Consider the following 13,843-nt stretch of genomic DNA (forward strand, 5'->3'; position numbering starts at 1 on the left):
TTGAGCGCTCCTCTGGTCACTGTCGCGGTCCCCTCGTTCAATCAAGGGAAATACCTCGAAGCAGCACTTTCCTCAATCTTTGGAAACACGACCAAGATGGAGGTATATGTAGCGGACGCTGCATCTACCGACAATTCGGTGGATATCATCAAAGCCTGGGAGCCAAGGCTCGCGGGCTGGCGCAGCCATCCTGACGCAGGACAGGCCGCGGCGATCAATGAGTCCATCGCCAAAGGGAGCGCTCCCTATGTTTGCTGGCTGAACAGCGATGATCTGTTCGAACCGTGTGGCCTGGACAAACTGGTACATACCCTTGAAGCATCACCGACCGCCCCATTCGCCTATGCCAGGGCATGGAATCTGAAAGAGTCGGATGGCAGCAGCTCGCCGGTATGGACCCAACCGTTCACGGAGCGCCGCCTGGCGCTTCGCTGCATCGTTTCACAGCCTGCGACACTGATTCGCCGCAGTGCATGGGAGGCGATAGGTGGCCTTGATGCATCCCTGCACATGGCCATGGACTACGATCTCTGGTGGCGTCTTTACAAACATGGCGGCCAACCGGTTTTCCTGGAAGATTTCGTGGCCACCAACCGAGAGCATTCCGAAACCAAGACAAGCACTCAACGAAGTGCCCACTATCGGGAAGCCATGGCAGTCGTCGCCAAATACCATGGAAAAGTGCCCCTCAAGTGGTGGGCCTACCAGCCGTATGCTGTTTGGTTCAAGACGCTCAGGAATCGTCTTGAGAAAAGACAATGAAGGTATTGCACTTTTACAAGACCTATTACCCCGAAACCTTTGGGGGAGTAGAGCAAGTCATCTTTCAGATCTGCGAGGGCGTGCACGCTCGAGGCGTTGAAAGTACCGTGCTGTCCACAACGAGTGGAGAAGGAGTTTCCCAAAGAGTTGGCCAGCACAACGCAGTTTCTGTGAAAAAGAACTTCGAACTGCTTTCAACGCCTTTCTCGACAGCGGCCATTTCGATGCTGAAGAGCCTTTCGAAGGAAGTTGACGTCATCCACTATCATTACCCATGGCCATTCATGGACATGGCACACATCATTGCAAGAATAGACAATCCCAGCGTTGTGACCTATCATTCTGACGTCGTCAGACAAAAAACAGCAATGAAGATCTATTCGCCTCTGATGCATCGTTTCCTTGGTTCCGTCGATAGAATAGTCGCGACCTCGCCGAACTATATTCAGAGCAGCCCTATACTTCGCCAGTACGCCGAAAAGACCGAAATAATCCCTATCGGCCTGGACGAGAATACATATACAAAACCTGAGCCGGGAACATTCCAAGCGTGGAGGGCCAGGTTTCCAAAACCCTTCTTCCTGTTTGTAGGCGTCCTCCGCTACTACAAAGGCCTCGACACGCTGCTGCAGGCATGTGAAAAGTTGCCCTACCCCGTGGTTATCGTAGGTTCCGGCCCAGAGGAAGCGAGGCTTCGGCAAACCGCACTGCAGTGTGGCCTCGACAACATTCACTTTCTCGGTGCGCTACCGGACGCAGACAAGGTTGCGCTCCTTCAGCTTTGCCAGGCCGCCGTATTCCCCTCGCACCTGCGCTCAGAGGCGTTCGGTATATCCTTGCTGGAAGCTGCGATGTATGGGAAGCCTCTTATTTCGTGCGAAATAGGAACTGGCACAACCTATATAAATATACATGGCGAGACTGGTCTGGTGATACCGCCGGGCTCACCAACTGAATTGAACCATGCCATGAAATGGTTCATAGAAAACCCGGAGTCAGCCAACGCGATGGGTAGAAACGCCCGAGAACGCTACCAGCGACTATTCCGCGCAACCGATATGTCAGAAAAATACTACATGCTCTACAACAAAGTAATGGAAAATAAAAATGCTTGATCTTCATCGCAAGCTGGAGCTGGGCGGAGGAGCCATTCTTGCTCTTTTCATTATTTTCCTTGCTTTATCCCTATGCACCAGGATCGACATATCTTTATTTGACGAGAGCATATATCTATCGCAAGGCCTCGGACAACTTCCAAGCTTCAGCCAGTATGAAAGATCCCCGCTCTATTCCCTTTACCACTACTTAGTGAGCCTGAAGATTTCGGACCCACTAAATCTTTACATAATCGGACCTGCACTAAACATCACCCTGAGCGTCGGATTGCTGCTGCTTGCCACATACAAACTGACGCGCTCACTCTCATACTGCACTCTAGTTTTCATCTTCTTGATCAGCAGCAACCTGATCGAAGTCTGGCCCTACATCAGCTTCCTGGCTATCTCCCTAATATCCATCGGAGCAATGCTCACTTACACCAGAGGCTCAACCCTTGACGCCTGCAGCATTTCCGCACTGATATTCTTTCTTCTTTGCTTTATCAGGCCAGAGTTTGTAATAAGCTTTTACGCGTCCCTATTCCTTACCATGCTCCTGGCTGCAAATCAGCTCAGGATCGCATTAAAAGGTGACCTCCTCGACCAGCTTTCCCTCTTGCGAACAAGTGTATTTTCTCTGGCAGCACTGATCGCTCTTTCTGTGATATCGAGCTTTCCGGTACTGAGTTCGGGCGGCCGTTCATTCCTTGCATTTGGCCAGCATTATGCTTTGAGAAAATTCGAATCGGGACAGACCAACGTTGACCCCTGGCTGAACTGGCTCAGCATCCTCCACAAGGATGCACCGGATACGAATAGTATATCCGACATGCTCAGGCACTACCCGAGAGTCCTGATAGATCATATCCTAGCCAATGCACGCGACTTCCTGACCAGCATTTCAAATATTTTCTCCTCACCATTTTCCCAAGGAACAATCGCGGCTGCAATTTTAGCTTTCGCCCTACTCATGCTAGCGAAAAATATTCTCACTCGCCACAACTCAGAAAAAATCCTTAGGGAGGCCAGAAGTAGAAAAGGGGTTGTTATATTCCTCATATTAGCCAGTGCACCTCCGCTGATTTCCACTTTCTCAATATACCCAAGAGCTCATTACACTCTTATCATATTCTGCTGTTGCTCATTGTTGTTGGCGACTCTGCTGACCAGTGAACGCCTGGCCAACACCCCGATCACCTCGTTTTCACTTCTAATTTCACTTTACCTTCTGATCCCCTCCCCTGCTGCTCATGACCGGGTAAATTTCTCTTCGATCCTGGATATTCGCAACAGCACGACCATACAAAAGATGCTGGAAGTGGATGGAGGTTGGTGTATCTATCTTTCCTGCCAGTTCATATTCGCCAGCGACATTCCAGCAGACACAAGTGCGGCTCAATACATCGAGCAAAAAGGAATTGATGCTGTGATGGTATCTCCCAGGATGAAGGAATACGCTAAAGGTCTCAGCGACAAAAGCTTGCAGAGCTTCCTGGACTCAGCGGTGCAAAACGGGTGGAGGCCCATTCCGCTCAGGAACGGCGCAACGCTGCTCAAGCGGATCTAATTCGCGGCCTAGGTGGCCTGAACATTAGTTCAGGCCAATATATCCTCACTGAAACCCCCAACACAGTGCCAAAAACAGATGTTCTCCTCATAAACAAATACTACTCCCCATCCACGGGTGGTATCGAGACAGCCGTAAAGCAGTACGCACACTGGTATACCGAACAAGGGTATCGGGTAGTGGTATTGTGCTGTGCGAGCGAAAGAGCAGCTCGTTCTCGAATGGAGCAGATTGACGGAGTCACAGTGCTACGCGTTGCATCCTTGGGAAACCTGCTGTCAGTCCCGCTGAGTCCCACTTTCTTTTGGCACTTTGCTCTTCTCGCTGCACAATCGAGGATTCTCCACCTCAATCTCCAGTTCCCCTTGGCCAGCATCGCCTTGTGGATGACTAGAAAGTTGATCAAGGGAAAAATTGTCGTCAGCTATCACTGCGATGTCTATCGCCAGCGGCACCTCAAGAAGTTCACCTATCTATTTGATCGCTATGCCGCACGCCAGGCCGATCTTCTGCTCAGTGGAAGCCCTGCATTAAAAGAACGCTCCGAAGTGCTTGGCAATATTGGCCGCGAAGTCGAAGTGCTGCCGTACACTGCGAATCTCTTACATGTAGAGCATTGCCTGGCCCACTCGCCCAAGGCACTGCTGCCCGAAAGCTTCATCCGCGAAGGCTACTGCGTATTCTTCGGCCGCCTGGTGAGCTACAAAGGGTCCGAATCACTGGAAATGGCGTTCCGACTGCTCATGGAGCGTAAAGAACAGGTCAATCTCCTGGTCTTCGGCAGGGGGCCTGAAGCACATCGATTCATCAGCCTCGCCAAAGACTACCCAGCGCGGGTGCACTACATCAGTACCTTCGTCAGCGAAGTCGACAAGTACCACCTGATCCGCTACGCCAAGATATTCCTGTTCCCCTCCGTGTACTACTCGGAAGCCTTCGGCATCGCCCAACTGGATGCAATGGCGTGCGCCAGGCCGATCATCAACTGCTGGCTGCAGACCGGTGTAAACTGGGTCGCCCCCGATGGCGAGGCTGCGGTCACAATAGAGGCGGGTAATCCCGGCAAGCTGGCCGAGGCGATCATCGCCCTGCAGAACGACCCGGAGCGGCTCGCGGCGCTGGGGAATGGCGGGCTGCAGCGCTGCAGATCGATCTTCTCCGAAGACAAGGTGCGGGCTCGCTTCATCGAGCTGATCAGCCAGTTCTGATGCGGACGCAGGAGTCGCAGGAGGATGGCTGAGGTCCAGCGAATCGACCGCAGGGAAACTGACTGGCCGGTCATTCCGCAGCAGGGTTGCCCAGGCGCGTCCTAGACACTTATTCTGGGTCATATAAGCGATAAATAATTAATAAGAAGCAGGGGATGCCGCTTTGGAAAGACAGCATTCAGCTCTTGCCGTGCCTTGTACAAGCCTCAACCGCCCGGCCACGGTCGCCATACTGCTGTCCACCTTCAACGGAGTTGCCTACCTCCGTGAACAGTTGGATTCCTTGATTGCCCAGACCTTCCAGGACTGGGTGATCCATGCTTCGGACGACGGCTCCAGCGATGCCACGCTGGGCGTCTTGCAGGAATACCAGTGTCAACTGGGTAGTGAGCGTCTGCAGATCCACGCGGGCCCTCGCCAAGGATTCGCCGCCAACTTCCTCTCCCTGATCAGGCGCGCCAGCGACCAGGCCGAGTACTTCGCATTCTGCGACCAGGACGACCTGTGGGAGCCGGAAAAGCTTGAGCGTGGACTTGCCTGGGCAGCTTCGCACCCTGCCGGCCTTCCTCTGCTGTATTGCTCTCGTACGCGGTTGATCGACGCCAACGGCCAAGGTATAGGCTTTTCGCCGTTGTTCCGACGGGCCCCCAGCTTCGCCAATGCCCTCGTGCAGAGCATCGCCGGCGGCAACACCATGCTCTTCAATGTCACCACCGCGCGCTTGCTCCGCATGACGCCCACGCATATCCCGATCATTTCCCACGACTGGTGGGCGTACATCATCGTGACCGGGTGCGGTGGCCGCGTGAATTACGATGCACACCCGGCGATCAACTACCGCCAACACGGCAATAACCTGATAGGCTCGAACTCGAGCGTCAGGGACCGGTTTGTCCGTCTCCAACGCATGCTGAAAGGAACGTTCCGACACTGGAACGACGTGAACCTTGAGGCCGTCTCCCATTTCAGGGAGCACCTGACCCACGAGAACCAGCAGATCCTCGAGTTGTTCGGCAGTGCGCGCCGTGCGCCGCTGCATCGCAAGCTGTCGCTGATCAGTCAGTCAGGGGTTTATCGACAAACGCTTCCCGGCAACCTCGGACTGGTTGCCGCATCGCTTATTCAGAGGCTGTGACCCAATGACGATCCTCGTAACCGGCAGCGCCGGCTTCATCGGCTCCAACTTCGTGCTCGACTGGCTGGGGATACACAACGAAACCGTCGTCAGCCTGGACAAGCTGACCTATGCCGGCAATCGCGACAACCTGGCGAGCCTGGAGGGAGACGAGCGCCATCATTTCGTGCACGGCGACATCGGCGATACGCAGTTGGTGGCGTCCCTGCTGCAGCAGCTCCAGCCAAGGGCCGTGCTGAACTTCGCCGCCGAGTCCCACGTGGATCGCTCGATTCTCGGCCCAGAAGACTTCATCCAGACCAACGTGGTGGGAACCTTCCACCTGCTCGAAGCCGTGCGCGCCTACTGGGGTGCGCTGGACGAGCAGCGCAAGAGCGAATTTCGCTTCCTCCATGTATCCACCGACGAGGTTTATGGCTCCCTGGAGGCAGACGCTCCGGCGTTCACCGAACAGCACCCCTACCAACCCAACAGTCCGTACTCGGCATCCAAGGCGGCGTCCGACCATCTGGTGCGCGCCTACCATCACACCTACGGCTTGCCGGTGCTGACCACCAATTGCTCGAACAACTACGGCCCGTACCACTTCCCCGAGAAGCTGATCCCGCTGATAATCCGCAATGCACTGGCCGGCGAAACACTGCCGATCTACGGTGATGGCCAGCAGATCCGCGACTGGCTGTACGTCAAGGATCACTGCAGCGCCATTCGCCGCGTGCTGGAGGCGGGCCAGGTGGGCGAGACATACAACGTCGGTGGCTGGAACGAAAAAGCCAACCTGGACGTCGTACACCGCATCTGCGACACGCTCGATCAGGAAGCCCCACGCACAGATGGCCGCAGTTACCGCGAGCAGATCAGCTTCGTGAAGGATCGCCCCGGCCACGACCGCCGCTATGCCATCGATGCCTCCCGCCTGGAACGCGAACTGGGCTGGAAGCCGGCCGAGACATTCGAAACCGGAATTGCCAAGACCGTGCGCTGGTACTTGGACAACCAGGCCTGGGTCGAGAACGTCGCCAGCGGTGCCTATCGGGAGTGGCTGAGCCAGCAGTACGCATGAACGATATCCTGATCCTGGGCGCCAACGGCCAGGTCGGCTGGGAGCTCCAGCGCTCGCTGGCTCCTCTTGGCCAACTGGTCGCCTGCGACCGCCAACGCGGCAATCTGGAAGACCTCGAGGGCCTGCAAGCCCTGATCCGGGAGCTGCGGCCCCGCATCATCGTCAATGCCGCCGCCTACACGGCCGTGGACAAGGCTGAAGCCGACCCGGAGCGCGCGCATCGCGTGAACGCCGAGGCCGTCTGCCTGCTCGCCAAACTGGCCGGCGAGCTGGATGCCTGGCTGGTGCACTATTCCACGGACTATGTCTTCGACGGCAAGGGCGAACACCCATTCCGCGAGGAACACCCGACCGCACCGCTCAATGCCTATGGGCGGACCAAGCTGGCCGGCGAGCAGGCGATTCGCGAAAGCGGCTGTCGCCACTTCATCTTCCGCACGAGCTGGGTCTACGCGGCTCGTGGCGCCAACTTCGCCAAGACGATGCTGCGTCTGGCGGCCGACCGTGACGAACTGCGCGTCGTCGCCGACCAGGTTGGTGCGCCGACCAGTGCCGAACTGATTGCCGATGTGACAGCCCAGGCGCTCTCTACCCTGCGCCAGCATCCGCAGGCAGAGCAACTGACGGGGATTTATCACCTGGCCGCGGGGGGCGAAACCAGCTGGCACGGTTTCGCTCGCTTTGTCATCGCGGAAGCAGCGAACTTGGGCATGTCCCTGCGCACGCCCGCGGTGCGGGTACTGCCGATTACCACGCAGGAATATCCGCTGCCTGCCGTCCGGCCTGCGAACTCCAGGCTCGACACGACCCGACTCAGAGAGACTTTCGGCCTCACCTTGCCGGACTGGCAGTTCCACGTCCGGCGCATGCTGGTCGAACTGATTGGAAACAAGGCTACATGAAACGCAAAGGCATCATTCTCGCCGGCGGCTCCGGCACCCGGCTGCATCCGGCCACGCTGTCGGTATCCAAGCAATTGCTGCCGGTCTACGACAAGCCGATGATCTACTACCCGCTGAGCACTCTGATGCTCGCGGGCATCCGGGAAATCCTGATCATCTCCACCCCCCAGGACACGCCGCGCTTCCAGCAATTGCTGGGCGATGGCAAACGCTGGGGGGTGGAGTTGCAGTACGCGGTACAGGAATCTCCCGACGGCCTCGCGCAGGCCTTCCTGATCGGCGAGGAGTTCATCGGTGACAACCTCAGCGCCCTGGTACTCGGCGACAACATCTACCACGGCCATGACTTCCAGGAACTACTGGTCAGCGCCATGCAGCGCGACAGCGGCGCCAGCGTGTTCGCCTACCACGTCCACGACCCGGAGCGTTATGGCGTCGTGGAGTTCGACAGCCAGGGCAAGGCGATCAGCCTGGAAGAAAAACCAGCCGTTCCCAAGTCCAACTACGCAGTGACCGGCCTGTATTTCTACGACAAGCACGTGGTCGAGATCGCCAAGAGCATTCGCCCCTCGGCACGTGGCGAGCTAGAGATCACCGACGTCAACCGCGCCTACCTGGAGCGGGGCGAGTTGTCGGTCGAGATCATGGGCCGCGGCTATGCCTGGCTCGACACCGGCACTCACGAATCGCTTCTGGAAGCCAGCCAGTTCATTGCCACCCTGGAGAATCGCCAGGGCCTCAAGGTCGCCTGCCCTGAGGAAATCGCCTTCCGCCAGGGCTGGATCAGCGCCGAGGAGCTGCAACGCCTGGCCGCGCCGCTCGCCAAGAGCGGGTATGGCCTTTACCTCCAACGCCTTCTGACGCAAACGGTCTACTGATGAAATTCACTCCGCTGGCGATTCCCGATGTACTGCTGCTGGAACCACAGGTTTTTGGCGACAGCCGCGGCTTTTTCTTCGAGAGCTTCAACCAAAGGAAATTCGAGCAGGCCGTGGGGCACCCGGTCGAGTTCGTCCAGGACAACCACTCTCGCTCCGCCCGCAATGTCCTGCGCGGCCTGCACTACCAGATTCGCCAGGCGCAGGGGAAACTCGTCCGTGTGGTCCAGGGGGAAGTGTTTGACGTAGCCATCGACCTGCGCCGTGGCTCTCCCACATTCGGTCGCTGGGTCGGACAAATGTTGAGCGCCGAGAACAAGCTGCAGATGTGGATTCCGGAGGGCTTCGCCCATGGCTTCGTCGTCACCAGCGAAAGCGCCGAATTCCTCTACAAGACCACCGATTTCTGGGCTCCCGAGCATGAGCGCTGCATCGCGTGGAATGACCCCGTACTGGCGATCGAGTGGCCATTGCAGGGCGAGCCAGAGCTGTCCGGCAAGGACCGCCAGGGCCTCGCACTCGGAGAGGCCGAGCTCTTCTCGTGACCGACGGCCGCCTGCCTGAGGTGGCCAAGATCGACCATAACTACAAGAACGTCGGAGATTCAGTGTGCAAGAACGTCAACGAGCCATAGTCGTTCTCGGCATGCACCGCAGCGGTACCAGTGCGATTGCCAGGGGGCTCACGACACTGGGCGTGGAGTTGGGCGATAACCTGATGCCGGCGGCGCAGAGCAATAATGAGCGCGGCTTCTGGGAAGATCAGGAAATCGTCGACATCAACACCGATGTCCTCGAGGAGCTCGGACACACCTGGCACTCGCTCAAACCATTGAGCGCGGAGAGGCTCGCCAGCTTCGACGGTTCCGCACTGCAGAAGCGCGCGCTGGATTACCTTCGCGAGTTCTTTTCCCAAGCGCCGGTATTCGGCCTGAAGGACCCGCGCATCTCGCTGCTGCTGCCCTTCTGGCTGCGCGTCTTCGAGTTGGCCGGTATCGAACCGGCCTTCATCCTCAGTCTGCGCCACCCCCTGAGCGTGGCCAGCTCGCTGCATAAACGCGACGGTTTCAGCGAAGCCAAGGGGCTTTACCTCTGGCTCGACTACATGCTGCAGGGGCTGCTGCACAGCCGCGGCCAGCAGGCCACCGTACTCAGCTATGACCGCCTGATGAGTGCGCCGGCCGAGCAGATACGGCGACTGGCCACGCAGCTGAACCTGCCGGCTCCTGCGCAATCGGAACTCAGCGAGTACATCGAGAAGTTCCTCAGCGCCGATCTGCAGCACAGCCGCTTCTCCCGTGACGGTAATGAGCTGGTCGAGCGTGCTCCTGAAGAAGTCGTCGAATGCTTCGAATTGCTGCATCGCCTGGCCGCCGACGAACTGGCCCTCGGCAGCCCCGAAGCCATGCTGCAGATCGAGCGGCTGAGTGAGCATTGCCGAACCTTACGCCCCACACTGGAGGCCCTGCACCAGCAGGACTGCCTGCACCTCGCGGCGCTCCAGGAATCGCGGGCCACCATCGACAGCCTGCAATTTGTGATTGCCAAACAGAATCTTGAGCTGGAAGACGCGCAACAGCGGCTGAATGATATTGCCCGCCTCACCGCCAACCTGGAACACAGTGAATCGCTCCTGGCCAGCGCCCGCGGCTCGCTGGACGAGATTCAGCGCTCGGTTTCCTGGACGCTGACCAAGCCCGTGCGTTTCGCCTCGCGCATGGCCCGCGGCCGACGCGGGGAAGCGCTGGTCAGCCTGCGCAACTACCTGCATCAGATCGGGCGCTCGATCTACTGGCGCATCCCGGCCGCGCAGCGCGAAAGGCTACTGCTGACTGCCTACCGCCGCTTCGGCTTCGCGTTCCAGGGCCTGGGCCATTACGAGCGCTGGAAGCGCCAGCTCGACCAGCAGGCGCAGCCGCCGGCACACTGGCCCACCGAGCTGACGGATATCTATCAGGTCGCTCCGTGCGAGGCGCTGGATGGCCGCATCGCCATCCACCTGCACATGTACTACTGCGATCTGGCCGAGGAATTCCGCGGCTACCTGAGCCACATGCCGTTCCCCTACGACCTGTACGTTTCGGTCAAGGACGAGGTGGGGCTGCGGGCCTGCAAAGCGACGTTCGCCAACCTGCCCCACCAGGGCTCCCTGCAGGTCGAGATCGTCCCCAACCGTGGCCGGGACATCGCTCCCATGTTCTGCCAGTTTGGCGAAGCACTAAAGCAGTACGACTATCTGCTGCACCTGCACAGCAAGAAATCGCTATTCAACAACGGTGCCACCGATGGCTGGCGCGAGTACCTGTGCCAGAGCCTGGCCGGCAGCGAGCGGCAGATCCGCGCGATCTTCAAGTTGTTGTCGTCGCGCCAGGCCGGCATCGTCTATCCACAGAATTTCGAACGCCTCCACTACGTGGCCAACACCTGGCTGGCCAACCGCGCCATGGGCCACCAATGGTGCCAGCGCCTGGGCATCACCGACATTCCAGAGAGCTATTTCCACTTCCCCGCCGGCAGCATGTTCTGGGCCTCCCGGCAGGCACTGGCACCGCTGTTCGAGGCCGGTATCACCCTGGAAGACTTCGCCGAGGAGGCCGGCCAGACCGACGGTACCTTCGCCCATTGCCTGGAACGCCTGCTGGTACTCACCAGCCGGAGCCAGGGACTGCCGCCCGCCATCCTGCGCTGCCAGCACACCAACTCCTGGTCGGCCTGGCGCTTCGACAACTACTTGGCGCGCAGCGAACAGGACCTGCAACGACAGGTAGCCAACCCGAACATCAAGACAGTCGCATTCGACATCTTCGACACCCTGCTGCTGCGTCCGCTGCTCGACCCGGAATCGATCAAGCGCCTGACCGCCCAGCGCGTGGACAAGGGCACGGCGGAAAAGTACCTGCGCTACCGAGCCATCGCCGAAGCTCGCGCCCGCGAGAAAGCCGGCCGCGACATCACCACCGCGGAAATCTTCGACGAACTGGGCCGCCTGGCCGGCATCGAGAAAGGTACCCTCCTGGCCCTGCGCCAGCGCGAGGAGGAGACCGAATTCGCCTGTGTCACTCCGCGCGCCGACAGTATCGCACTGCTGCGCTATGCCAAGCGCCTGGGCAAACGCGTCGTGCTGCTCAGCGACATGTTCCTGCCACAGCCGGTGATCACCGCCATGCTGCAGAAGTCCGGCATCCTGCAGTGGGACAAGCTGTACATCTCCGGAGAAGTCGGGGTGCGCAAGGATACCGGGCAGCTCTACGAACTGGCCCTGCGCCAGGAGCAGTTGCTGCCGGAGCAGATGCTCATGATTGGCGACAACGAGCGCTCCGATGTACAGATACCTGGCGACATGGGCCTGGACCTGCTGCACGTGCTCAAACCGGTAGACCTCGCGCGCGGCCTGCCGCACTGGAGCCGCCTGGTGGAAAGCATCCGGGGTCGTGACGACCTCAGCGCCGAACTGGCCCTGGGTTTGCTGCTGCGCCGCAACTTCGCCAAGATCGCCTTCGGCACCTTCCGCCCAGCGGCCTTCTCCCAGGGCTCAGCCGAGCTGCTAGGCTACAACGTGGTCGGACCGCTGCTCACCCATTTCGTGACCTGGCTACGCGAGCGTGCCGAGCGCGATGGCACCGACCGCCTCTACTTCCTCTCCCGCGAAGGCAAGCTGCTCAAGGCGGCCTTCGATCTGTGGGAGGAACGCGAGCCTGGCACGGCGTCAGCACATTACCTCGTGCTGTCGCGCCGGGCAGTCAGCGTTCCGCGCCTGGGTGATTTCGACGACATTCTGACCCTCGCCCGGCCCAACTACTTCGCCGGTACTCTGGAGAATCTGCTCGCCGCTCGCTTCGGTGTCGTTCTCGACGACGCCGAGCTGCGCGACCTGGAAGCACGAGGCCTGTGGAGTGTCCGGCGGTTGCTCGATATCGGCAACAACGACGTCAGCCAGATCGAGCCGGTACTGCGCCATCTGATGCCCCGCATTATCGCCCAGGCCGAACTCGAGGCCCCGGCACTGCAACGCTATCTGGAGGAATCCGGGCTGACCGGCGAAGGCAAACTGGCTGTCGTCGATGTCGGCTATTCCGGCACCATCCAGCGCCACCTGAACGCCTGGCTGGAAAGACCGATCAACGGCTACTACATGGTCACCGACGAACTGGTCGATACTTTCGCCGGTCACTACGAAGTCTTCGCCGACGGATGCTTCTCCGACCGCGTATCCCGTGCTAGCCGTGGCAACTGCTGCCTGTTCGACCAGAACTTCCTGCTCGAGCAACTGCTCAGCGCCGACGACGCCCAGGTCAACCATTACCAGTTGGAAGCCGATGGCAGCCTGCTTGCCCGGTTCCAAGAGCTGGGCGAAGAAGAGTTGGCCGCGCGGGATATCCGCCAGCAGATCCAGGGCGGAGCGCTGGCGTACCTGCGGGACGTACTGGACATCCGAGCGACCCTGCACGCGGACTTCCTGCCGCCGCGCGACCTGGCCAAGGACATCTGGTCGACCTTCAGCGTCAGCCCCGACGACGAGGAGCGTAAGCTGCTCAAGCAACTGGTGCTGGACGACCACTATTGCGGCCGCGGACTGGTCAGTTGAGCGAGCCAGAAAGGAACCCATACAGAACATGAGCACCAATGAAAATATCCGCTGGCACACTGGCCGCCTGAGCAGCGACGAACGTGCCACCCGCATGCGCCAGCAGCCAGCGACCCTATGGCTCACCGGGCTCAGCGGCTCGGGCAAGTCGACCCTGGCCTTCGCCCTGGAGTACACCCTGCACGAACTGGGCTACTCCGCCGTGGTGCTCGACGGCGACAACGTCCGCCACGGCCTGTGCAAGGACCTGGGCTTCAGCCACGAGGACCGCACCGAGAACATCCGCCGCGTAGCCGAAGTGGCCAACCTGATGAACGATGCCGGGCTGATCGTCATCACCTCGTTCATCTCGCCCTTCCGCCGGGACCGCGAGCAGGCGCGCCAGATCATCGGCGAGGAGCGCTTCCGCGAGATCCACCTGAGCACCGACCTGAGTGTATGTGAAGAGCGCGACCCCAAAGGGCTCTACAAGAAGGCACGGGCCGGCAAGCTACCTGACTTCACCGGTATCGGCTCGCCCTACGAAGCGCCGCTGGCCCCCTTCGAGCGGATCGACACCGATCGCCTGAGTCTGGAGGAGAGCGTCGCCCGGCTGATGAAACTACTGCAACTGCAGCCCATCGTGAGCTGATCGGTGTAGCATCGGC

Annotated in this window: 11 protein-coding genes; all 11 read left to right on the forward strand. The window is 59.4% G+C overall.

The features are described 5' to 3' along the window. The 11 genes from AC1ZV1_RS28100 (at position 1) to cysC (ending at position 13,827) form a co-directional block, all read left to right on the forward strand. Positions 1 to 762: a glycosyltransferase gene (locus tag AC1ZV1_RS28100; protein ID WP_484294623.1), complete on the forward strand. Its 762-nt coding sequence runs from the start codon at positions 1 to 3 to the stop codon at positions 760 to 762. After that, positions 759 to 1,877, forward strand: a complete 1,119-nt coding sequence (locus AC1ZV1_RS28105) for a glycosyltransferase family 4 protein (protein ID WP_484294624.1) — start codon at positions 759 to 761, stop codon at positions 1,875 to 1,877. Before AC1ZV1_RS28100 ends, AC1ZV1_RS28105 begins: the two co-directional genes overlap by 4 nt. Further along, a complete protein-coding gene (locus tag AC1ZV1_RS28110) occupies positions 1,870 to 3,426 on the forward strand; it encodes a hypothetical protein (RefSeq protein WP_484294625.1) in 1,557 nt (518 codons plus the stop codon). Before AC1ZV1_RS28105 ends, AC1ZV1_RS28110 begins: the two co-directional genes overlap by 8 nt. Before the next feature lie 65 nt (positions 3,427 to 3,491). Then, a complete protein-coding gene (locus tag AC1ZV1_RS28115) occupies positions 3,492 to 4,634 on the forward strand; it encodes a glycosyltransferase (RefSeq protein ID WP_484297657.1) in 1,143 nt (380 codons plus the stop codon). Between the two features lie 163 nt (positions 4,635 to 4,797). After that, entirely contained in the window at positions 4,798 to 5,769 is a 972-nt protein-coding gene (locus AC1ZV1_RS28120; RefSeq protein WP_484294626.1) for a glycosyltransferase family 2 protein, read from the forward strand. Positions 5,770 to 5,773: 4 nt separating this feature from the next. Beyond that, positions 5,774 to 6,832, forward strand: a complete 1,059-nt coding sequence (rfbB, locus tag AC1ZV1_RS28125) for a dTDP-glucose 4,6-dehydratase (protein ID WP_484294627.1) — start codon at positions 5,774 to 5,776, stop codon at positions 6,830 to 6,832. After that, positions 6,829 to 7,734: a dTDP-4-dehydrorhamnose reductase gene (gene rfbD / locus AC1ZV1_RS28130; RefSeq protein ID WP_484294628.1), complete on the forward strand. Its 906-nt coding sequence runs from the start codon at positions 6,829 to 6,831 to the stop codon at positions 7,732 to 7,734. The genes rfbB and rfbD overlap by 4 nt, the downstream gene beginning before the upstream one ends. After that, positions 7,731 to 8,612: a glucose-1-phosphate thymidylyltransferase RfbA gene (gene rfbA / locus AC1ZV1_RS28135; RefSeq protein ID WP_484294629.1), complete on the forward strand. Its 882-nt coding sequence runs from the start codon at positions 7,731 to 7,733 to the stop codon at positions 8,610 to 8,612. The genes rfbD and rfbA overlap by 4 nt, the downstream gene beginning before the upstream one ends. Next, positions 8,612 to 9,157 carry a dTDP-4-dehydrorhamnose 3,5-epimerase gene (gene rfbC / locus AC1ZV1_RS28140; protein WP_484294630.1) on the forward strand — a complete coding sequence of 182 codons (546 nt, stop codon included), beginning with the start codon at positions 8,612 to 8,614 and terminating at the stop codon, positions 9,155 to 9,157. Before rfbA ends, rfbC begins: the two co-directional genes overlap by 1 nt. Positions 9,158 to 9,221: 64 nt before the next feature. Next, positions 9,222 to 13,196, forward strand: a complete 3,975-nt coding sequence (locus AC1ZV1_RS28145) for a rhamnan synthesis F family protein (RefSeq protein WP_484294631.1) — start codon at positions 9,222 to 9,224, stop codon at positions 13,194 to 13,196. A gap of 28 nt (positions 13,197 to 13,224) precedes the next feature. Beyond that, on the forward strand, positions 13,225 to 13,827 hold the full coding sequence (gene cysC, locus AC1ZV1_RS28150) for an adenylyl-sulfate kinase (RefSeq protein ID WP_484294632.1): 603 nt from the start codon (positions 13,225 to 13,227) through the stop codon (positions 13,825 to 13,827). The last annotated feature ends 16 nt before the right edge of the window (positions 13,828 to 13,843 follow it).

The organism is Pseudomonas sp. BB438 (genome assembly GCF_057180225.1).